Here is a 22,407-nt window from a genome sequence, read left to right as displayed (position 1 = left end):
TTAAACATTAAAGCTGCGTGGTTTTATCCAGCAGGTAATAGTCAAGTATAGTCATCGCAGCCATTGCCTCTACAATGGGAACGGCGCGTGGCAGTACACAGGCGTCATGACGGCCGCGAGCTTTCAGCGTGGTGTCCACTCCGTCGATATTAACAGTCTCCTGCTCCATCAACAGCGTAGCGATCGGTTTGAATACCACACGGAAATAAATGTCCTGTCCGTTACTCAATCCTCCCTGAATACCTCCTGAATGGTTGGTATGCGTTTCAATCCGTCCGTTGTTGTTATAGAAAACGTCATTCTGTTCCGACCCCTTCATCTTCAGTCCCTTGAATCCTTCACCGTACTCAAATGCTTTGGCGGCGTTGATACTTAACATCGCATTTCCCAAAGCCGCATGGAGCTTACCGAAAACGGGTTGTCCCAAACCGATGGGGCAGCCTTTGATGACACAAGTCAGCGTACCGCCGATAGTATCGCCTTCTCCTTTTACCTTATATATAAGGTCTGCCATTTCTTTTGCCTTTTCCGGGTCCGGGCAGCGTACATCATTTGTCTCGATCAAGTCGAGATCGTAGTCCGAGTAAGTGCCTTCCAGTTTGATAGCTCCTACCTGTGAGGTGTAAGCAGTGATACTGATACCTAACTGGCGGAGTGCCAGCTTGGCCAAAGCACCGGCTACGACGCGTGATACCGTTTCGCGTGCAGACGAACGTCCGCCGCCACGATGATCGCGGATACCATACTTCACTGTGTAAGTATAGTCGGCGTGTGAAGGGCGATATACATTTTTCAGATTGTTGTAGTCATTAGAATGTTGGTTTTCGTTCCAAACGATAAAACCGATGGGGCAACCGGTTGACTTACCTTCAAAAATACCGGAAAGAAACTCTACTTTATCAGCTTCTTTGCGTGCGGTGGTAAGGATGGATTGTCCCGGACGGCGCCGGTTCAGTTCCTGTTGTACGAATTCTTCGTCAATAGTGATTCCGGCGGGAAATCCGTCAATTACTCCTCCAATTCCTTTTCCATGAGACTCACCAAAACTTGTGAGCCGAAAGATGTTGCCAAATGAATTAAACATAGTCGTGGCTTTTTAAAATTACTGTATGCAAATATAACAAAGTTTTCGATAAGATTGTTGTGAACTCAAAATATCTTCAAAAAAGGTGGCATATTGAACCTTTTTTCTTCTTTTCAGTTGATAAATGATGATTAATAATAACTAAACCAATGACTGTATGAAAAAGAATCCATGAACGGGAAGATAATGACGTTCGGGGATATTGTAATAGACAAGTGTACCGTAAAGAAGGGAGAGGGGATTTCGACCTTTACAGGACAACAGCAACTTACATTTGCTGGAGAGGCGGCTGCCTTGGGAGCTTGCGATGTAACTGTGGTGAGTTATATTTTAGAATGCATACCCGAAGCCGATATTCAGATATATAGGGTACATCGAGAAAGTGATCGTATGGAAGTCATTCTTGAAGATATTGTTGAGTCCCCAGGTAAGGTCGGCGTATATGTTGAGATGTTTGAACGCTCTCCATCCGGCTCCTGCCTGAAGTCCCCACTGAAAACGTCTCAGATCGTCGGAGAAGTCATAAGTTGCAATTTTATCATCGGTAAATTCTACTTTAGGTCCTGTTGGATCGTCCTCACGCAGATATCCTTCGTATACGTGTCCTGAAAATTCCCTTGAAAGTATATAGGAAAAATAAGGGCCTGCTTTCACATTCCAACGGCTACTCAACTTATAAGTAGCCATCAATGGGATGGTTAATCCGGCGGTATGTACTTTGGTCTTTACCCCTCCTGTCCATACTCCGCTGATCCTTTCACCTCCTTGTCCCAGAATTTCCATACTGTAATTCTTTACGGTAGCTTCGGTGGTCATAGCCTTGTTTTCAAGCCGTAGCCCTACGATGACACCCAGTTTGTTCTGAACCGCTACCCATTTGGTCACTTCACCCCCGATTGTAATGGCGAGAGTCGGGTTGTAACCGTCAATAGACCGGATTTCCGCCGGTAAGGGAAGCGGAGCTGTGCCGCCGATACTGATTCCTGCTTTCACTTCGTATTCCAATCCGCGAAGGGCGGAACGGATAAGCGTTTCATTTCTATCCACTTGTGCATAACCGGGCAGGGCAACACTTAAACAAATAAGCAGACCGAATGTATAAAGGTATTTTTTCATCGCTGTAATTATTATAAAATCATTTAGGTTTTAGTTTTCTGTATGATAGACCAGTTCGACTTCATCAATCAGCAAGGTACTTCCGATGGCTCCATTGAAATAAGCGCCTTCCAGACTGGAGGTAAAGACGATTGCTACGTTGTATTTTCCATCCCTTAGCTTTTCTTTGTCGATGAACTTGCCGGGGCGGGTAATAAACGGAAGTTTGAAATAAGTCCATTCATCTGTTTCTTTGGCATTGTCGATGCGTGCTATTGAAACCAGATTCGGACTGGTGAACGCATTACTTCCGTCAAGAGTAGGAACAGACTCGCTCGTTTCGTACATGATGGCGTATATATCGCAAATGTCACGTTTTCCGTCAACGGGTTTTCCTTCTTCGGTGAACTTGTCTCCCGCCTTGTATTTATAATAACCGGCCAGATAGGTCGGCACATAACGGAAAGGCAGACCGAATTTGGTAGCTTGCAGCGGATAGCTCATGGCATTGTTCACATCAAAAGAGCCGATAAATAAGTTTCCTGCGGCAATGGGCATACCCATTAACTGCCCGAAGAAACCGGTACTTCGCGTTACTAATGAAAGACATTTTCCTTCTTTACCATCCGCTATTTGGAAAGTGGGGTAGTCATCGGCTGTTTTAGGAACACCGGTCATGGCATAACCCGCATTTCCGCTGGCCCATTCCATAATCACTTTGTCTTCTTGCCGTTCTACGAATATATAGTATTTTTTCCCACCGAGAGTGTCCTCGAAGTTGTAGTTAGTTGCAAGTTCCGTATCAATAACCGAAACTGTATATGTTTTTTTCCATACTCCGTCGGCTGCTGTGACAGTGTATTTTTGCGGTAGATTAAAATCGTGTACCGTTCCGCTCAAAGGGCTGATGGTAGCTCCCGGAGTCAGGGTGAATTCCGGTGCAAGGGCCGAAACGTCTGTTTCCGGTCCCACAAAAAGAGTTACCGAATTATTATTAATGATAGGACTTGTAGTCATTACTGCTTTCGGCAGTGTGCAACTAAGTATATCTGCTTCTGCGTTAAGAGCTTCGTCACGGATGCAAGAAGAGATGATAATACTTACCAGGAAATATAAAATCACGTGTTTTGCTTTCATTTTTCTCTTTTTTCTTACTGTTAAAGTTTAGTTCTCAGAAGCGTTTATAACAAAATGAAATTTTATTTGTTCAGTAAGAGATGTATGATAAAAAAGATTTTCTTACTTTTGTGTGTACTTAAAACTTATGAGTTTATGACTGAGTCAGAAAGAAGGCAAATTATAGAACTGATTAAGAGAGAGGTAATTCCGGCTATCGGATGTACAGAACCTATTGCTGTGGCGCTTTGTGTAGCGAAAGCTGCCGAAACATTGGGGATGCGTCCGGAGAAGATAGAAGTACTGCTCAGTGCCAACATTTTAAAAAATGCGATGGGGGTAGGAATACCGGGCACAGGAATGGTAGGACTTCCCATTGCCGTTGCTTTAGGAGCATTGATAGGCAAATCAGAGTACCAACTGGAAGTATTGAAAGACTGTACACCGGAAGCTGTAGAGTGCGGAAAGCAGTTTATTGCGGAAAGACGGATTTGTATTTCCTTGAAAGATAATATCACGGAAAAGCTCTATATCGAAGTGATTTGCAGGTCCGGAGATAGAACGGCGAAAGCTGTAATTGCCGGTGGTCATACCACCTTTATATATATAGCCGATGGAGGTAACGTATTACTGGACAGGCAGCATACAACCGATGAAGAAGAGGAAGCGACCGCTCCCGAACTGAACCTGCGTAAGGTTTATGATTTTGCCTTGACAGCTCCTTTGGATGAAATTCGTTTTATTCTTGATACGGCACGTTTGAACAAGGCTGCTGCCGAACAAGCCTTTAAAGGCAGTTACGGACACTCTTTGGGAAGAATGCTTCGGGGAAGTTATGAACACAAAGTGATGGGTGACAGCGTATTCTCTCACATCCTCTCTTATACTTCTGCCGCTTGTGACGCTCGAATGGCAGGAGCTATGATTCCGGTCATGAGTAATTCCGGCAGTGGTAATCAAGGAATATCGGCCACGCTTCCTGTGGTGGTCTTTGCCGAAGAGAATAATAAGAATGAAGAAGAACTGATCCGTGCCTTGATGTTGAGTCATCTTACGGTTATTTATATCAAACAAAGTTTGGGACGTCTTTCCGCTCTCTGCGGTTGTGTGGTAGCTGCCACAGGTTCTAGTTGCGGAATCACTTGGCTGATGGGAGGAAACTATGACCAGGTTGCCTTTGCCGTTCAAAACATGATTGCCAACCTGACGGGCATGATTTGTGACGGTGCAAAACCGAGTTGTGCCCTAAAAGTGACTACCGGAGTCTCAACAGCTGTACTGTCTGCTATGATGGCAATGGAAGACCGTTGTGTAACTTCTGTGGAAGGTATTATTGATGAAGATGTAGATCAAAGTATCCGTAATCTGACAAGAATCGGCTCACAAGCTATGAACGAAACGGATAAAATGGTACTCGATATCATGACGCACAAAGGATGCTAGAAAATGAGGAGTTAGAAAATGAAGAATGAGGAATGAAAAATGAGGAATGAAGAATTAGCTGCGCAATGGTTGATAGCAATTCTTCATTCCTCATTTTTAACTCTTCATTAACTTAGTGGCAACAGCCGCCACTGCATTCGTGGTCATTGCAGCCACCATCACCGCAACTGTCGCATCCGCAACCGCAGCCTTCGCCACTCATCATTTTCACCAGTTCCTGAATTTCTTCGTTAGTAGCAGGACGGCTTTCAATCACTTCGCCTTCAAAGATGAGATCGGCGCCTGCCAACGGATGGTTGAGGTCAACGACTACTACATCCGGTTTGATTTCTACTACGCTGGCATTTACGCGTTGACCGTCACCGGTCATCAAAGGTACGATATTACCCTCTTTGATATGGTCGCTGTCGAACTTGCCGTCAACCTCAAAGATATTTTTCGGGAGATCAATCACGTGTTGCTCGTCATATTGACCGTATGCCTTGTCTGCCGGAATGGTGAAGTCAAATTTGTCACCTTTAGAAAGAGAAGTTATCTGGTTCTCGAAGTCCTCGAGTGTTGTTCCTAATCCTGAAATGAACTGAAAGGGATGTTCTGCTTTTGCTTCTTCGAACAATTCCTTTTCACCATCTTCCATTGTATATAATTTGTATGCAACGGTAATGTACTTGTTTTCTACTGTTTCCATCTAATTCTTTTTATTTCTAAATTAATAAATCCCGCAAATGCGGGCTGACAAAGATACGAATTATTTATTTCTGCCGTGATATAGGGAAGGTATATTTCAAAATATTAAATGCTTTTGTTAGAAAGGGACAATAGGATTCCACTTATATAATAGTTGTAAATTTAACCTCTAAGTGATAAAATAGAGAAATAACGCCTCTCTTTTCTTACAATTATTCGTTTTTATGTGATTTTTTTCTTCGATTTGTTTGGATATAATAAAAAAGCCCTTACCTTTGCAGCACAAAAATAAAGAAAAGAAGATATGAATAACTTACACACATCTATTAACCTAGCAGTCTTGCATATTATTCGCGTCGTGGTGGTCCCATCAAGAGCGTGAGAAAGGTTTTGTGCTGTATGTATTCGTACCATAAAGATAAAATTTAGAGCCTTTCTCACTGGTGTGAGAGAGGCTTTTTAATTAAAAGATAGATTGAAATGAAAAAGCAATTACGCAGTTCGTTTAGTACACAAGGCCGTCGGATGGCGGGAGCCCGTGCGTTGTGGGTAGCCAACGGCATGAAGAAGAATCAGATGGGTAAGCCTATCATCGCTATAGTCAATTCATTCACACAGTTTGTGCCGGGACACGTGCACTTGCATGAGATCGGCCAGTTGGTGAAAGCGGAGATCGAAAAGCTGGGGTGCTTCGCTGCGGAATTCAATACAATCGCTATCGACGACGGTATAGCTATGGGGCATGATGGAATGCTTTACTCGCTTCCTTCCCGTGATATCATCGCAGACAGTGTGGAATATATGGTGAATGCTCATAAGGCAGACGCGATGGTATGTATCAGTAATTGTGACAAGATCACTCCGGGAATGTTGATGGCGGCGATGCGTCTGAATATACCTGCTGTATTTGTGTCGGGTGGTCCTATGGAGGCGGGTGAATGGAACGGTCAGCATTTGGATTTGATCGACGCGATGATTAAGTCGGCCGACCAAAGTGTGAGTGACGAGGAAGTTGCCAATATCGAGCAGAACGCTTGTCCTACCTGCGGATGTTGTTCCGGTATGTTTACAGCAAATTCTATGAATTGCTTGAACGAAGCCATCGGCTTGGCTCTTCCCGGAAACGGGACCATTGTAGCCACGCATGAAAACCGTACGCAGCTTTTCAAAGATGCTGCTAAGTTGATTGTGGATAATGCGATGAAATATTATGAAGAGGGGGACGAGAGCGTGCTTCCGCGTAGCATTGCCACCCGCCAAGCTTTTCTGAATGCCATGACTTTGGATATTGCGATGGGTGGTTCTACCAATACGGTTCTTCACCTGTTGGCTGTTGCCCATGAAGCGGGAGTCGACTTCAAGATGGACGACATTGATATGCTTTCCCGCAAGGCTCCGTGCCTTTGCAAAGTAGCTCCGAACACACAGAAGTACCACATTCAGGATGTGAACCGTGCCGGTGGAATTATTGCAATCATGGACGAACTGTCCAAAGCTGGTCTGGTGGACACGTCTGTTCGCCGGGTAGACGGAATGACGTTGGCAGAGGCTATTGATAAGTATTCCATTACAAGTCCGAACGTAAGTGAAGAGGCTATCAAAAAATATTCGAGCGCAGCCGGAAATAGATTTAACCTCGTACTCGGCTCGCAAGGTATGTATTATAAGGAACTGGATAAAGACCGTGCAACCGGATGTATCCGTGATTTGGAACACGCTTACAGCAAAGACGGCGGCCTGGCCGTATTGAAAGGTAACATTGCTCAAGACGGTTGTGTGGTAAAAACGGCAGGGGTAGACGAAAGTATCTGGAAGTTTACCGGACCTGCTAAAGTGTTTGATTCGCAAGAAGCAGCCTGCGAAGGTATTCTGGGAGGTCGAGTCGTCAGTGGCGACGTTGTCGTCATCACGCACGAAGGTCCGAAGGGTGGTCCCGGTATGCAGGAAATGCTTTATCCTACCTCTTATATAAAATCCCGTCATCTCGGCAAAGAGTGTGCTTTGATCACAGACGGACGTTTCAGTGGCGGAACTTCCGGATTGAGTATAGGGCATATCTCTCCCGAAGCGGCAGCAGGAGGTAATATCGGAAAAATAGTCGACGGAGATATCATTGAAATCGACATTCCCGCCCGGACGATTAACGTGCGACTGACGGATGAAGAACTGGCTGCCCGTCCGATGACACCTGTCACTCGTGACCGTTATGTGCCGAAGAGCCTGAAAGCGTATGCCAGCATGGTAAGCTCTGCCGATAAAGGAGCAGTAAGATTAATCGATTGACAAATGATGTTTTGACGTTGAGTTCAATCGTAAATTGTAAATCTTAAAATTGCAAATAAATAGATGAGTAAAGACTTAATAACAGGTGCGGAGGCGTTGATGCGCTCATTGGAACATCAGGGAGTAAATACGATTTTCGGTTATCCCGGCGGTTCAATCATGCCGGTATTCGACGCCTTGTACGACCATCGAAATAACTTGAACCACATTTTGGTTCGTCACGAACAGGGAGCTGCCCATGCGGCACAAGGTTATGCCCGTGTGTCAGGTAAAGTCGGTGTTTGCCTGGTGACAAGCGGTCCCGGTGCTACGAACACGATTACCGGTATTGCAGATGCGATGATCGATAGTACTCCTATTGTTGTTATTGCCGGACAGGTAGGAACCGGTTTTCTCGGAACGGATGCATTTCAGGAAGTCGATCTCGTAGGTATCACCCAGCCTATCTCCAAGTGGAGTTATCAGATCCGCCGTGCGGAAGATGTAGCGTGGGCAGTAGCACGTGCATTCTACATTGCCCGTAGCGGTCGTCCCGGTCCGGTTGTGCTGGATTTTGCCAAGAATGCACAGGTAGAGAAGACGAAATATGAGCCGACTAAGGTTGATTTCATCCGCAGCTATGTACCTGTGCCCGATACTGATGAAGACTCCGTAAAGGCTGCCGCCGAACTGATTAATAATGCGGAACGTCCGCTTGTACTGGTGGGGCAAGGCGTTGAGTTAGGGAATGCGCAGAGTGAGTTGCGTGAATTTATTGAAAAGGCGGATATGCCTGCGGGATGTACGTTACTCGGACTTTCGGCTTTACCTACGGAACATCCTTTGAATAAAGGAATGTTGGGGATGCACGGTAATTTGGGACCGAATATAAATACCAATAAATGTGATGTCCTGATCGCTGTAGGAATGCGCTTCGACGACCGTGTGACCGGTAATCTGGCTACTTATGCCAAACAGGCAAAAGTGATTCACTTTGATATTGATCCGGCGGAGGTGAATAAAAATGTAAAAGTTGACGTTGCAGTTTTGGGAGATTGCAAGGAGACATTGAAGGCTGTTACCCGACTCTTGAAAAAGAATGAACACGCTGAGTGGGTCGGCAGTTTCACGGAGTATGAGAAGGTGGAGGAAGAAAAGGTGATTCGTCCCGAGCTTTATCCTGCCACCGACTCGTTGAGTATGGGTGAGGTGGTACGTGCGGTAAGTGACGCTACCCGCCACGAAGCAGTTCTGGTGACAGATGTAGGACAAAATCAAATGATGTCCGCACGTTACTTTAAATATACGAAAGAACGCAGTATCATTACTTCCGGCGGACTCGGAACAATGGGCTTCGGCCTTCCCGCCGCTATCGGAGCGACTTTCGGAGCACCGGAACGTACCGTATGTGTATTTATGGGAGACGGTGGATTGCAGATGAATCTTCAGGAACTGGGTACGGTTATGGAGCAAAAGGCTCCGGTGAAGATTATCTGCCTGAACAATAACTTTTTGGGCAACGTGCGCCAATGGCAGGCTATGTTCTTCAATCGCCGTTATTCATTCACTCCGATGTTGAATCCGGATTACATGAAAATTGCTTCGGCGTACGAGATTCCTTCCAAACGTGTCTTCTCTCGTGAAGAGCTGGCGGACGCTATCCGTGAAATGTTGGCAACAGATGGCCCGTTCCTGCTCGAAGCCTGTGTAGTAGAAGAAGGTAATGTACTACCGATGACTCCTCCGGGAGGCTCTGTCAATCAGATGTTGCTGGAGTGCTAGGAGAAGTTGAGAGTTGAGAGTTGAGAGTTGAAAGTTAAATTAAGGATTATGAGTGAAAAAACATTATATACTATCATTGTTCATTCGGAAAATATAGCCGGATTGCTGAATCAGGTTACGGCTGTTTTTACCCGTCGGCAGATAAATATCGAGAGTCTGAATGTATCTGCTTCTTCCATCAAGGGGGTACATAAGTATACCATTACTGCTTGGACTGATAAAGATACGATTGAAAAAGTGGTGAAGCAAATAGAAAAGAAGATTGATGTAATTCAGGCGCACTACTTTACGGAAGATGAGATCTACTTCCATGAGATTGCTTTATATAAGGTGTCTACCCCCGAATTTCAAGAGACACCGGAGGCCTCTAAGGTGATACGTAAATATAACGCCCGCATAGTGGAAGTAAATCCGGTATTTTCTATTGTTGAGAAGAATGGAATGAGTGAAGAAATTACCTCGCTTTACGGTGAACTGAAGGCTTTGAATTGTGTTTTGCAATTTGTACGTTCGGGGCGGGTAGCGATTACCACCAGTTGTTTTGAACGGGTGAATGAGTTTCTTGACGGACGGGAAGCCCGTTATAACCAAAATAAAAACCAGCAGGAAGAATGAGCGAATCAAATAAAATAGGAACTTATAAGTTTGTTGCAGAACCGTTTCATGTTGATTTCAACGGCCGCCTGACAATGGGGGTATTGGGCAATCATTTGCTGAATTGCGCAGGGTTTCATGCCAGCGATCGTGGTTTTGGCATTGCATCTCTGAATGAGGACAATTATACGTGGGTACTTTCCCGCCTGGCAATCGAATTGGATGAAATGCCTTATCAGTATGAGGACTTTTCGGTTCAGACTTGGGTGGAAAATGTTTATCGCCTGTTCACCGATCGTAATTTTGCCATTATGAATAAAGAAGGCAAGAAAATCGGTTACGCTCGTTCCGTGTGGGCGATGATCAGTTTGAATACTCGTAAACCGGCTGACCTGTTGGCATTGCACGGGGGAAGCATTATAGACTATGTATGCGATGAGCCTTGTCCGATAGAGAAGCCTTCGCGTATCAAAGTGACTAATACACAGCCGTTGGCCACGCTGACTGCGAAATACAGTGATATTGATATTAACGGTCATGTGAATAGTATCCGTTACATCGAGCACATACTCGACTTGTTTCCGATCGATTTGTATAAAACCAAGCGTATTCGTCGTTTTGAGATGGCGTATGTGGCTGAAAGTTATTTTGGAGACGAACTGACTTTCTTCTGCGATGAAGCCAATGAAAATGAGTTTCACGTAGAGGTGAAGAAGAACGGCAGCGAAGTGGTTTGCCGGTCGAAAGTGATATTTGAATAAAATAGAATATAAAATCAATTAATAACGGATGGCGTAAGCCATCAAAACTAAAAACAAAAAGAAAAATGGCACAGTTGAATTTTGGCGGTACTATTGAAAATGTAGTGATCCGTGATGAATTTCCATTGGAGAAAGCTCGTGAAGTATTGAAAAATGAAACAATCGCTGTAATCGGTTACGGCGTTCAGGGTCCCGGACAAGCATTGAATTTGCGTGATAATGGTTTTAATGTAATCGTTGGTCAGCGTCAGGGAAAGACATACGATAAAGCAGTAGCTGACGGATGGGTTCCGGGTGAAACTTTGTTCGGAATCGAAGAAGCTTGCGAAAAAGGCACAATTATCATGTGTCTGTTGTCTGATGCGGCTGTTATGTCTGTATGGCCGACAATGAAACCTTACCTGACTGCCGGAAAGGCTCTTTATTTCTCTCATGGTTTTGCTATCACTTGGCATGATCGTACTGGGGTGGTTCCTCCTGCTGATATTGATGTTATCATGGTTGCTCCTAAGGGTTCGGGTACTTCATTGCGTACCATGTTCCTCGAAGGTCGTGGTTTGAACTCTTCTTACGCTATCTATCAGGACGCTACGGGTAAAGCTTACGATAGAACAATTGCTTTGGGTATCGGTATCGGTTCAGGGTATCTGTTTGAAACAACTTTCCAACGTGAAGCAACTTCCGACCTGACAGGTGAACGCGGTTCGTTGATGGGTGCTATTCAAGGTCTGTTGTTGGCACAGTATGAGGTGTTGCGTGAAAACGGTCATTCACCTTCCGAAGCTTTCAATGAAACAGTAGAGGAACTGACTCAGTCGTTAATGCCGTTGTTTGCAAAGAACGGTATGGACTGGATGTATGCAAACTGTTCTACTACTGCTCAACGCGGTGCTCTTGACTGGATGGGCCCGTTCCACGACGCTATCAAACCGGTAGTTGAAAAACTGTATCACAGTGTGAAGACCGGTAACGAAGCGCAAATTTCTATTGACAGTAACTCACAGCCGAATTATCGTGAGAAACTGAATGAAGAACTCCGCCAGTTGCGTGAAAGCGAAATGTGGCAAACTGCTGTTACTGTACGCAAACTTCGTCCGGAGAACAATTGATTTGATAGGATTATACAAGTTTGATAAAAAAGGGGAGAGGTTAGCTTTCCCCTTTTATTTTGCTGAAAAGTCTTTCCTAAATTAGTGCTAAGGGGCAGTTTTAATCAGATCTTCTAAAAATTATCAATGGAAAGGATGAAATATATATTTATTCTTCTGAAGCTGGCGTTCCGGTCTTAAGGTACACAGTTTACTACTTGGTGAAAGTAGTAATAAAAATATTGTTTGTTTTGTTTGTGTTAAAAAAACGGAGTTCGGTTTCGTGAGAAAGGGGACTCCATAAAAGGAGGATTATTTTAATCCTCCTTTTTTATGAATGCCATAAGTCTTTTGTAAAAAGGATGTTTGGTAAGTGTGGCGGCTTCTCCCAGAATCACCAGTTTCATGCGTGCTCGTGTGATCGCTACATTCATTCGTCTTAAATCATTCAGAAATCCGATTTGCCCTTCCTCGTTGGCGCGGACGAGACTGATAAAAACGACATCCCGTTCCTGTCCTTGAAAACCGTCCACTGTATTAACTGTGATGAGGCTTCGGAGAGGGCGCAAGAAACTGCTTCCTTTAATTTTGCTTCTCAAATATTGCACTTGTGCTTTGTAGGGTGAAATCAGCCCGAAATCAATCCTTTCCTCTAAAATTCGTTCCTTTCCGATCCGGTTGATATAGGCTTCCAACTCCTCCAGGAGCAGATTAGCCTCCTGCTTGTTGATGCGTCCGAAACTTTCGCCTACAAATTCCTCGTGAAATTCCATTTCAGAAGTGTCAATCCAACTCATGGGGCTGTCGAAATCAAGGATTCCCCGATAACGTACCTCCGGAGCAGCCTCCAGTTCTCCCTGATAAAACCAGTCGGAAGGGAACTGCATGATAGCTTCGTTCATTCTATATTGCACTTTCAGCAACGAGACAGAGGATGGTTTTTGCCGAACCACCTTCTCCATTAATGTATATTCCAATCCTCCACGAGCAGCTTCTATACATTTTATGGTAGGCGGAAGCTGGCAATGATCTCCGGCGAGAACCACCCGGTCTGCTTTTCGGATAGCTATCCAGCAGGCTGCTTCGAGTGCTTGCGCAGCTTCGTCGATAAATAAAGTCGGGAAACGGCGGCCATTGAGCAGGCGATGGTTGCTACTGACTAAGGTTGAGGCAATCACGCGGGCACTGTCGAAGAGGTCGGCGTTAATTTGAATCTCAAGTTCGGTAGCACGGTCGCGTAGACGGCTCATACGACTGCGCATCCCTTCCCGTTCCTCGTAACTTCCCCGCCGCATTCGTCCTCCCATTTCGCGGATGGACTTGCGGATTCCCCAAAGTTCCGGATACGCCGGATGGCTCTCAAACCGGCGTTCGTAGGTAAAGGATAACATTTTGTCATTTACACGGGTAGGATTTCCAATGCGGAGCACCGGAACACCCCGATCTACAAGTTTCTCGCAAATCCAGTCGACGGCAGTATTACTTTGAGCGCACACCATCACTTGTGGTTCGCGGTGCAGTGTCTCATAAATCGCTTCGACAAGTGTTGTTGTCTTTCCCGTTCCCGGAGGACCGTGCACAATAGAGACATCACGTGCGCAAAGCACTTTATTGACAGCCGTCTCCTGCGTACTGTTCAACCAAGGAAAACGTACGGGGTATAATTCGCGAAATCCGGGCTTTAGCGTTCCCAGCAACGTGTCGCGCAGTTCGGCAAGGCGATTGCCTTTGGCACGGATCACGTCCTCCAGCGCTTCAAACATAGCGCGATAAGAAGTCTCATCAAAGTAAAGCTGTACGCCCAGCACACCGTCAGTTTGCAGTTCCATCAATGCCCCTGCTCCGGGGAGCACGACTACCATTCGTTCTTCGTCTGCATAACTGACGGTTGCGGTGAAATTCAAATATTTCACTTTTCCGTCGAATGACTGGTGGAAAAAGGAAACGGGACGGCCGAATTCAAAAGAGTGTTCTATCTCTTTATTTTCGCTTCTTGTAATATCTACAACAAATTGATTCAGAGAGTTATAGTAACTTCGGCCGAGAGAGGCAGGATACCAGCAAAGACCGCGTTTCACTTTTCGGGCAATACCCATCGTTTCAGTCTGCCGTTTGAATTCCTCTTTCTCATATTCGTACTCCATCCGTAAGAGGAGTTGTTGTTGCTGAAGGTCGGCTATCGGATTTTTCGGATTATTATTCATAATAGGCGCAAAGGTAACAATTCTTCTTCCCGAGACGAAAATTTATTTCATTTTGTTAAACATTACTCGAACGTCATTCGTTATTTTAATAGATAGACTAAAAAAACAAAAAGTGATATGGTATACGATGCAACTATGTTAGAAGCTTTCTACCCTGCTTATAAAGGAAAGGTAGAACACGTACGGGCTATATTGAAACGTCCTTTGACGTTGGCCGAGAAGATTCTGTATGCCCATTTGTATGATGTGGCTGATGTGAAAGATTACCAAAGAGGGGAAGATTATGTAAATTTTCGTCCCGACCGTGTTGCGATGCAGGATGCGACAGCCCAGATGGCTCTGCTTCAATTTATGAATGCGGGCAAAGATCAAGTTGCTGTGCCTTCTACGGTGCATTGTGACCATTTGATACAAGCGTATAAAGGTGCAAAAGAAGATATTGCCACTGCAAGGCTGACCAATGAAGAAGTGTACGATTTCCTTCGTGACGTATCTTCCCGCTACGGAATCGGTTTCTGGAAACCGGGAGCCGGAATTATCCATCAGGTTGTTCTTGAGAACTATGCTTTTCCTGGCGGAATGATGGTAGGAACCGACTCGCACACGCCAAATGCGGGTGGACTGGGTATGGTTGCTATCGGGGTTGGCGGTGCGGATGCGGTGGATGTCATGACCGGCATGGAGTGGGAACTCAAAATGCCGAAAATCATCGGTGTCCGCCTGACCGGAAAACTGAACGGCTGGGCTTCTCCGAAAGATGTGATTTTGAAACTTGCCGGAATTCTTACCGTAAAAGGGGGAACGAACGCCATTATCGAATACTTTGGTCCAGGAACCGAATCGCTCTCGGCTACCGGGAAGGCGACCATTTGTAACATGGGGGCCGAAGTGGGGGCTACCACCTCATTGTTCCCGTTTGACGAGCGTATGGCCACCTATTTGAAAGCTACCGGAAGAGAGCGGGTGGTTGAACTGGCAGAGACCGTTGGCGCCGACCTTCGTGCTGACGATGAAGTGGCTGAGGAACCGACTAAGTATTATGACCGCGTCATTGAAATAGACCTGTCTGAACTCGAGCCTTATATAAACGGTCCTTTTACACCGGACGCTGCCACTCCTATTTCCAAGTTTGCGGAGAAGGTGTTGTTGAACGGTTACCCGCGTAAGATGGAAGTGGGATTGATCGGTTCGTGTACCAATTCGTCCTATCAGGATTTGAGCCGTGCCGCTTCTCTGGCGAAGCAGGTTGCCGAAAAGAACCTGAGTGTAGCCGCTCCGTTGATTGTGAATCCGGGTTCCGAGCAGATTCGTGCCACTGCCGAGAGGCATGGAATGATAGAAGCTTTTGAACAGATAGGAGCTACAATTATGGCAAACGCCTGTGGTCCTTGTATTGGGCAGTGGAAACGTGAGACGGATGATCCGACGCGGAAAAATTCAATTGTCACTTCCTTCAACCGTAACTTTGCCAAACGTGCCGACGGCAATCCGAATACATACGCTTTTGTTGCTTCTCCGGAACTGACGATGGCACTGACAATTGCGGGTGACCTCTGTTTCAATCCTTTGAAAGACAGACTGGTGAATCATGAGGGCGAGAAAGTGAAGCTGTCCGAACCGGTGGGAGATGAACTTCCTTTGAACGGCTTTGCGCAAGGAAACGAGGGTTACGTTGCTCCTCATGGAGGAGAGACGGAAATCAGGGTGAAGCCGGATTCACAACGCTTGCAACTGTTGGCTCCTTTCCCAGCCTGGGATGGTCAAGATTTATTGAATATGCCTTTATTGATCAAAGCGCAAGGCAAATGTACTACTGATCATATTTCGATGGCAGGTCCGTGGCTCCGTTTCCGGGGACATCTGGAAAATATTTCGGATAACATGTTAATGGGAGCTGTCAATGCCTTCAACGGTGAGACGAACAAGGTTTGGAACCGTTCTACCAACACTTACGGAACTGTTTCCGGTACGGCAAAAATGTATAAGTCCGAAGGAGTGCCGTCTATTGTCGTGGCCGAAGAAAATTACGGTGAAGGCTCCAGTCGTGAACATGCGGCTATGGAACCGCGTTTTCTGAATGTACGTGTCATTCTCGCCAAGAGTTTTGCCCGTATTCATGAAACGAATCTGAAGAAACAGGGCATGCTTGCCCTCACTTTTGTAGACAAAGCCGATTATGATAAAATTCGTGAACACGACCTTCTGTCCGTGCTTGGTTTGGTGGACTTCGCTCCGGGACGCAACCTGACTGTCGTTCTCCATCACGAAGACGGGACGAAAGAGAGCTTTGAAGTGCAACACACTTATAATGAACAGCAGATAGCTTGGTTTCGTGCCGGTTCTGCCTTGAATGCCAGATAATTTAAAAAAGACAAGAAAAATAAAAATCATGAGCAAAATAATTATGCAAGCAGATGGTACGCTGTCAGTGCCCGATGTGCCTACCGTACCTTATATTACCGGTGATGGAGTGGGAGCGGAAGTTACTCCCTCCATGCAAGCCGTAGTCAATGCGGCTGTTCAGAAAGCGTACGGTGGCAAACGCCGTATCGAGTGGAAAGAAGTGTTGGCGGGAGAACGTGCCTTTAATGCGACAGGTTCTTGGCTACCGGAGGAGACGATGAAGGCATTTCAGGAGTATCTGATTGGTATTAAAGGTCCGTTGACGACGCCTGTCGGAGGCGGTATCCGTTCGTTGAATGTGGCGTTGCGCCAGACGCTTGATTTATACGTCTGTCTTCGTCCCGTCCGTTGGTATCCGGGAGTACAGTCGCCGGTGAAAGCACCCGAAAAAGTAAATATGTGCGTGTTCCGTGAAAATACAGAAGACATTTATGCAGGTATTGAATGGGAAGCAGGCACTCCGGAAGCGGAAAAGTTCTATAAATTCCTGAAAGACGAGATGGGTGTGACAAAGGTACGTTTCCCGGAGAGCTCCTCTTTCGGTGTGAAACCGGTTTCGCGGGAAGGTACGGAGCGTCTCGTGCGTGCTGCTTGCCAATACGCGTTAGACCATCATCTGCCCTCCGTCACGTTGGTTCACAAGGGAAATATAATGAAGTTCACAGAAGGCGGCTTCAAGAAATGGGGCTACGAATTGGCGCAGCGTGAATTTGCCGACGCGTTGGCAGACGGACGATTGGTGATTAAGGATTGCATTGCCGACGCTTTCCTGCAAAATACGCTTCTGAGCCCTGAAGATTACTCGGTCATAGCCACTCTGAACCTTAATGGAGACTACGTTTCCGACCAATTGGCGGCAATGGTGGGTGGTATCGGGATTGCTCCCGGAGCCAACATCAATTATAAAACGGGGCATGCCATCTTTGAAGCCACGCATGGAACAGCGCCTACCATTGCGGGCAAAGATGTGGTGAATCCTTGCTCTATCATACTTTCGGCAGTCATGATGCTTGAGTATTTGGGTTGGAAAGAAGCGGCAACTCTTATCGAGAAAGCTTTGGAACAGAGTTTCTTGGATGCGCGTGCCACCCATGACCTCGCTCGTTTCATGCCGAATGGAACCTCCCTCTCCACTTCCGCTTTCACCCGTGAAATCGTGGAAAGAATAGAAAAATAGAAGTAACGAATAAAGACAAAGAAAATGAAGAAAGAGTACTTGATTTACAAGCTTTCCGAAGAGATGAAGGAAGCTACCCGGATTGACAATGAATTGTTCCCCAAATTTGACGTGAAGCGCGGACTGCGTAACGAAGACGGCACAGGAGTGCTGGTAGGCCTGACTAAAATCGGTAACGTGGTTGGTTACGAACGTGTTCCGGGAGGCGGATTGAAGCCTATACCGGGAAAATTGTTCTATCGCGGTTATGACGTGGAAGATATTTCTCATGCCATTATCAAGGAGAAACGTTTCGGCTTTGAGGAAGTGGCCTACTTGCTGCTTTCGGGACGCTTGCCGGACAAGGAAGAACTGCTTTCTTTCCGTGAACTGATTAACGACAACATGCCGTTGGAGCAGAAGACGAAAATGAATATTATTGAGTTGGAGGGAAGCAATATTATGAATATTTTGTCGCGCAGCGTGCTCGAGATGTATCGTTTTGATGCGAATGCGGACGATACCTCCAGAGACAACCTGATGCGCCAAAGTATTGAGCTGATTTCGAAGTTTCCCACTATCATTGCATACGCTTATAATATGCTTCGTCATGCTACTTTCGGGCGTTCTCTGCATATCCGCCATCCGCAGGAAAAGCTTTCTATTGCCGAAAATTTCTTATATATGCTGAAGAAGGACTATACCGAATTGGATGCTCGCACACTCGACTTGTTATTGATTCTTCAGGCAGAGCACGGTGGAGGTAACAACTCTACCTTTACGGTCCGTGTCACTTCCTCTACCGGAACGGATACCTACTCGGCCATCGCTGCCGGTATCGGTTCGTTGAAAGGTCCGCTTCATGGAGGAGCGAATATCCAGGTGGCGGATATGTTCCATCACTTGAAAGAAAATATCAAAGACTGGACGAATGTGGATGAAATAGATACTTATTTCACTCGTATGTTGAACAAGGAAGTGTACAATAAAACCGGACTTATCTATGGTATCGGTCATGCTGTCTACACCATTTCCGATCCACGTGCACTTTTGCTGAAGGAACTTGCCCGTGACCTTGCCCGTGAGAAGGGCAGAGAGAGTGAGTTTGCTTTCCTCGAACTGCTGGAAGAACGTGCTATCGCTACTTTCGGACGTGTGAAGAACAATGGAAAGACAGTATCCAGCAATATTGATTTCTATTCCGGTTTTGTGTACGAAATGATCGGACTGCCGCAGGAAATTTTCACTCCTTTGTTCGCAATGGCTCGTATTGTCGGCTGGTGTGCACACCGTAATGAGGAGCTGACCTTTGACGGAAAACGTATTATTCGTCCTGCTTATAAGAACGTTCTTGAGGAACTGGCCTATGTTCCGATCAAGAAACGCTGATCCGCATCAATCCTTTTTCTATATAATGTAAAATGTTCCCCGAATAGATATTGAGTCTCGATTCTGTTCGGGGAAAGTCTTATAGAACTGGAAATAATAACATAATTAACATTTCGAATAGCTCCCTCGTCTCCTCTTATGGAGAAAAGAGCGTTCTTGGTGTCAAGGAAAGGCGGTTTCTGCCTACCAAGAAAGGCGTTTTAACATCGTGTTAAAACGCCTTTTCTCTATTTGATGACTTTCCCTTTGTATGCTGGTGTAAATCAGTGAATTATGTGCAATCGTTGCCCGCGAGTCCTTCTATGGTAAATTCTTGAATCCAAAGTGTAGTTGTTATTTGGGTAAGTTTTATATTTAAAAGACATTTTGTGTGGCTATTACTTTCATTTTTGCTATTTTTGTGCATTACAAAAGAACTTCAATATGAATTTAGCAGCTTTTAATCTGTTTTTGGGTGTAATGAGCTTGATTGCCCTGATTGTTTTTGTCGCTCTCTACTTCGTGAAAGCAGGATACGGAATCTTCCGCACGTCTTCGTGGGGAGCGGCTATTTCAAACAAGCTGGCTTGGATACTGATGGAAGCTCCGGTCTTCCTCGTGATGTGCGTGATGTGGATGTATTCGGAACGCCGCTTTGAGCCGGTGATATTGACCTTCTTTTTATTCTTCCAACTGCATTATTTTCAACGGGCTTTCATTTTCCCTTTGTTATTGAAAGGAAAAAGTAAAATGCCGTTGGCCATCATGTCAATGGGAATCCTTTTCAATCTGTTGAATGGATATATGCAAGGAGAATGGATTTTCTACCTTGCCCCCGCAACGATGTACCAGTCCGATTGGTTCACCTCCCCGTACTTTATAATAGGTACTTTGCTGTTTTTTACGGGTATGCTGGTGAACTGGTCGTCCGATTATATCATCCGCCATTTGCGTAAACCGGGAGACACACGGCATTATCTGCCACAGAAAGGTATGTACCGCTATGTGACTTCCGCCAATTATTTCGGTGAAATCGTAGAATGGGCAGGCTGGGCAATTCTTACCTGTTCGCTTTCCGGACTTGTTTTCCTTTGGTGGACGATTGCAAACCTCGTTCCGCGAGCCGACGCCATCTGGAAACGTTATCGCGAGGAATTCGGCGACGCGGTAGGCACACGGAAGCGGGTGTTTCCTTTTCTCTACTAGGAGATTTTTTTATCACGAATTGAATTAAGACTAGAATTAAGACTTGAATAAATATAAACTACTATGAAATCTAAACTTTTCACTCCGGTCACTTTCGGCCCTTTGACGTTGCGGAACAGGACGATACGTTCGGCAGCGTTTGAAAGTATGTGTCCGGGCAATACTCCCTCGCAGATGCTATTGGATTACCACCGCTCGGTTGCTGCGGGAGGAGTGGGGATGACGACTGTAGCTTATGCCGCCGTGACGCAAAGCGGGCTCTCTTTCGATCGTCAGCTATGGATGCGTCCGTCCATAATTTCCCGTTTGAATGAATTGACAAAAGCCGTGCACGACGAGGGTGCTGCGGTAGGTATCCAGATAGGGCATTGCGGAAATATGTCCCACAAAAAGATTTGCGGTGTCACGCCCATATCCGCTTCTTCAGGTTTTAACCTCTATTCGCCTACGTTTGTGCGTGGAATGGAACGGGAAGAACTTCCGGAAATGGCACAGGCTTACGGAAACGCTGTCAACTTGGCACGGGAAGCGGGATTTGATGCGGTGGAAGTGCACGCTGGACACGGTTATTTAATCAGCCAATTCCTTTCACCTTACACCAACCATCGCAAAGACGAGTTCGGAGGCTCGCTGGAGAACCGGATGCGTTTTATGGATCTGGTGATGGAAGAGGTGATGAAAGCGGCGGGCAATGACATGGCGGTGATTGTCAAAATGAATATGCGCGACGGTTTCAAAGGCGGAATGGAAATAGACGAATCCATTCAGGTGGCGAAACGGCTTCTGGAGCTGGGTGCTCACGGACTGGTGCTGAGTGGAGGCTTTGTCAGCAAAGCCCCGATGTATGTGATGCGGGGAGCGATGCCGATTCGCTCGATGGCGCACTATATGGACTGTTGGTGGCTGAAATACGGTGTCCGGATGTTCGGAAAATGGATGATTCCGTCCGTGCCTTTTGAGGAGGCTTATTTCCTGAAAGACGCCTTAAAGTTCCGGGAAGCTCTTCCGGAAGCTCCCTTGATTTATGTTGGCGGACTCGTTGCCCGTCAGAAGATAGATGAAGTGCTCGATGCGGGCTTTGAAGCTGTACAGATGGGACGTGCCTTACTCAACGAACCTGGATTTGTGAACCGGATGAAGCAGGAGGAGCAGGCCCGTTGCAACTGTGGACACAGTAATTACTGCATAGGCCGTATGTATTCGATAGAAATGGCCTGCCATCAACATTTAAAAGAAACGTTACCTCCTTGTCTGCAAAAGGAGATTGAAAAATTGGAAAAGAAATGAATGATATAAAATGGGCTATCATTACCGGTGCGGACGGAGGGATGGGAACGGAAATCACACGTGCCGTTGCCAAAGCTGGTTATCAGGTAATAATGGCTTGTTACAACCCCCAAAAGGCGGAGACTGTCCGCGCTTGTTTGATTGAAGAAACCGGAAACCCGAATCTGGAAGTTATGGCTCTTGATTTGGCTTCCATGCAATCCGTAGCTTCTTTTGCCGACCGGATATTAGAACGTAACCTTCCTGTTTCTCTGCTGATGAATAATGCGGGAACGATGGAAACGGGACTTCATATTACCGTAGATGGGTTTGAGCGAACGGTTAGCGTGAATTATGTAGGACCTTATCTGCTTACCCGGAAACTGATTCCTGCGATGGTGCGCGGTGCGCGAATTGTAAACATGGTGTCTTGCACTTATGCGATCGGGCGTATTGAACTTCCCGATTTCTTTCACAGAGGCAAGGTCGGAGAATTTTGGAGAATTCCCGTTTACAGCAATACGAAACTGGCTTTATTGTTGTTTACCATTGAACTGTCCAAGCTACTCCGTGATAAAGGAATTACCGTCAATGCTGCCGATCCGGGCATTGTCTCTACTAATATTATTACTATGCATAAGTGGTTTGACCCGCTGACGGACATTTTTTTCCGGCCTTTTATTCGCAAGCCCGCACAAGGGGCTTCCACCGCTATCGGTTTGTTGTTGGATGAAAAAGAAGCCGGAGTGACGGGGCAACTGTATGCTAGTAATCGTCGGAAAGAATTATCGGATAAATACGTTCATCACGTGCAGAGGGAGCTACTGTGGGAAGTCACGGAACGTTCGTTGGCACGATGGATTTCTTCCTAAAAGGAAAAAAGGAAACGCGG

The 22,407-nt window shown here is 45.9% G+C and carries 17 protein-coding genes and 1 pseudogene; 13 read left to right on the top strand and 5 right to left on the bottom strand.

Translation table 11 applies throughout. The features are described 5' to 3' along the window. Positions 1-7: 7 nt before the first annotated feature. A complete protein-coding gene (gene aroC / locus BACFIN_RS12345; protein ID WP_007751711.1) occupies positions 8-1,084 on the bottom strand; it encodes a chorismate synthase in 1,077 nt (358 codons plus the stop codon). Between the two features lie 183 nt (positions 1,085-1,267). Between aroC and BACFIN_RS23960 the strand changes: the two are divergent. After that, positions 1,268-1,414 (top strand): annotated as a pseudogene (locus tag BACFIN_RS23960) (calycin-like domain-containing protein); the annotation flags it as partial. On the opposite strand, the gene BACFIN_RS12350 reads toward BACFIN_RS23960, so the two are convergent. Beyond that, positions 1,415-2,200 carry a porin family protein gene (locus BACFIN_RS12350; RefSeq protein WP_007751707.1) on the bottom strand — a complete coding sequence of 262 codons (786 nt, stop codon included), beginning with the start codon at positions 2,198-2,200 and terminating at the stop codon, positions 1,415-1,417. A 30-nt stretch (positions 2,201-2,230) separates the two neighbouring features. Beyond that, on the bottom strand, positions 2,231-3,316 hold the full coding sequence (locus BACFIN_RS12355) for a PCMD domain-containing protein (protein ID WP_007751705.1): 1,086 nt from the start codon (positions 3,314-3,316) through the stop codon (positions 2,231-2,233). A gap of 135 nt (positions 3,317-3,451) precedes the next feature. Here BACFIN_RS12355 and BACFIN_RS12360 point away from each other — a divergent pair, with 135 nt between their 5' ends. Next, positions 3,452-4,738, top strand: a complete 1,287-nt coding sequence (locus tag BACFIN_RS12360; protein WP_022275753.1) for an L-cysteine desulfidase family protein — start codon at positions 3,452-3,454, stop codon at positions 4,736-4,738. A gap of 112 nt (positions 4,739-4,850) precedes the next feature. Here the strand turns inward: BACFIN_RS12360 and BACFIN_RS12365 are convergent, their stop codons facing one another. Further along, complete coding sequence (locus tag BACFIN_RS12365; RefSeq protein ID WP_007751701.1) at positions 4,851-5,426, bottom strand: FKBP-type peptidyl-prolyl cis-trans isomerase; 576 nt, start codon at positions 5,424-5,426, stop codon at positions 4,851-4,853. A gap of 479 nt (positions 5,427-5,905) precedes the next feature. Here BACFIN_RS12365 and ilvD point away from each other — a divergent pair, with 479 nt between their 5' ends. From ilvD to ilvC, 5 genes are all read left to right on the top strand, one after another. Further along, positions 5,906-7,708, top strand: a complete 1,803-nt coding sequence (gene ilvD, locus BACFIN_RS12370) for a dihydroxy-acid dehydratase (RefSeq protein WP_022275751.1) — start codon at positions 5,906-5,908, stop codon at positions 7,706-7,708. 63 nt (positions 7,709-7,771) lie between these two features. Further along, positions 7,772-9,469 (top strand): biosynthetic-type acetolactate synthase large subunit, encoded by a 1,698-nt coding sequence (gene ilvB / locus BACFIN_RS12375; protein WP_007751696.1) that lies wholly within the window; start codon positions 7,772-7,774, stop codon positions 9,467-9,469. 48 nt (positions 9,470-9,517) lie between these two features. Beyond that, positions 9,518-10,084 carry an acetolactate synthase small subunit gene (ilvN, locus tag BACFIN_RS12380; protein WP_007751693.1) on the top strand — a complete coding sequence of 189 codons (567 nt, stop codon included), beginning with the start codon at positions 9,518-9,520 and terminating at the stop codon, positions 10,082-10,084. Continuing rightward, positions 10,081-10,824 carry an acyl-[acyl-carrier-protein] thioesterase gene (locus tag BACFIN_RS12385; protein WP_007751691.1) on the top strand — a complete coding sequence of 248 codons (744 nt, stop codon included), beginning with the start codon at positions 10,081-10,083 and terminating at the stop codon, positions 10,822-10,824. Before ilvN ends, BACFIN_RS12385 begins: the two co-directional genes overlap by 4 nt. 65 nt (positions 10,825-10,889) lie before the next feature. Beyond that, complete coding sequence (gene ilvC, locus BACFIN_RS12390) at positions 10,890-11,933, top strand: ketol-acid reductoisomerase (RefSeq protein ID WP_007751689.1); 1,044 nt, start codon at positions 10,890-10,892, stop codon at positions 11,931-11,933. 296 nt (positions 11,934-12,229) lie between these two features. On the opposite strand, the gene BACFIN_RS12395 is transcribed toward ilvC, so the two are convergent. After that, on the bottom strand, positions 12,230-14,116 hold the full coding sequence (locus BACFIN_RS12395) for an AAA domain-containing protein (RefSeq protein WP_007751686.1): 1,887 nt from the start codon (positions 14,114-14,116) through the stop codon (positions 12,230-12,232). A gap of 117 nt (positions 14,117-14,233) precedes the next feature. Between BACFIN_RS12395 and BACFIN_RS12400 the strand changes: the two genes are divergently transcribed. The 6 genes from BACFIN_RS12400 to BACFIN_RS12425 all read left to right on the top strand — a co-directional run bounded on the left by BACFIN_RS12400 (position 14,234) and on the right by BACFIN_RS12425 (position 22,387). Next, positions 14,234-16,477: an aconitate hydratase gene (locus BACFIN_RS12400; protein ID WP_007751685.1), complete on the top strand. Its 2,244-nt coding sequence runs from the start codon at positions 14,234-14,236 to the stop codon at positions 16,475-16,477. Between the two features lie 28 nt (positions 16,478-16,505). Further along, positions 16,506-17,696: an NADP-dependent isocitrate dehydrogenase gene (icd, locus tag BACFIN_RS12405; RefSeq protein WP_032839465.1), complete on the top strand. Its 1,191-nt coding sequence runs from the start codon at positions 16,506-16,508 to the stop codon at positions 17,694-17,696. A 24-nt stretch (positions 17,697-17,720) separates the two neighbouring features. Next, the gene (locus BACFIN_RS12410) at positions 17,721-19,064 is read left to right on the top strand and encodes a citrate/2-methylcitrate synthase (RefSeq protein ID WP_007751677.1); all 1,344 of its coding nucleotides are present in this window, start codon (positions 17,721-17,723) and stop codon (positions 19,062-19,064) included. A gap of 423 nt (positions 19,065-19,487) precedes the next feature. Continuing rightward, the gene (locus tag BACFIN_RS12415; protein ID WP_007751660.1) at positions 19,488-20,249 is read left to right on the top strand and encodes a DUF1295 domain-containing protein; all 762 of its coding nucleotides are present in this window, start codon (positions 19,488-19,490) and stop codon (positions 20,247-20,249) included. A gap of 63 nt (positions 20,250-20,312) precedes the next feature. Next, the gene (locus BACFIN_RS12420) at positions 20,313-21,536 is read left to right on the top strand and encodes an NADH:flavin oxidoreductase (RefSeq protein ID WP_007751659.1); all 1,224 of its coding nucleotides are present in this window, start codon (positions 20,313-20,315) and stop codon (positions 21,534-21,536) included. After that, on the top strand, positions 21,533-22,387 hold the full coding sequence (locus BACFIN_RS12425) for an SDR family oxidoreductase (RefSeq protein ID WP_007751655.1): 855 nt from the start codon (positions 21,533-21,535) through the stop codon (positions 22,385-22,387). Before BACFIN_RS12420 ends, BACFIN_RS12425 begins: the two co-directional genes overlap by 4 nt. Positions 22,388-22,407: the final 20 nt, after the last annotated feature.

The organism is Bacteroides finegoldii DSM 17565 (assembly GCF_000156195.1).
GTDB lineage: Bacteria > Bacteroidota > Bacteroidia > Bacteroidales > Bacteroidaceae > Bacteroides > Bacteroides finegoldii.
The sequence above is the reverse complement of the archived record's forward strand: the minus strand, read 5'-3'. Positions and strand labels throughout refer to the sequence as shown.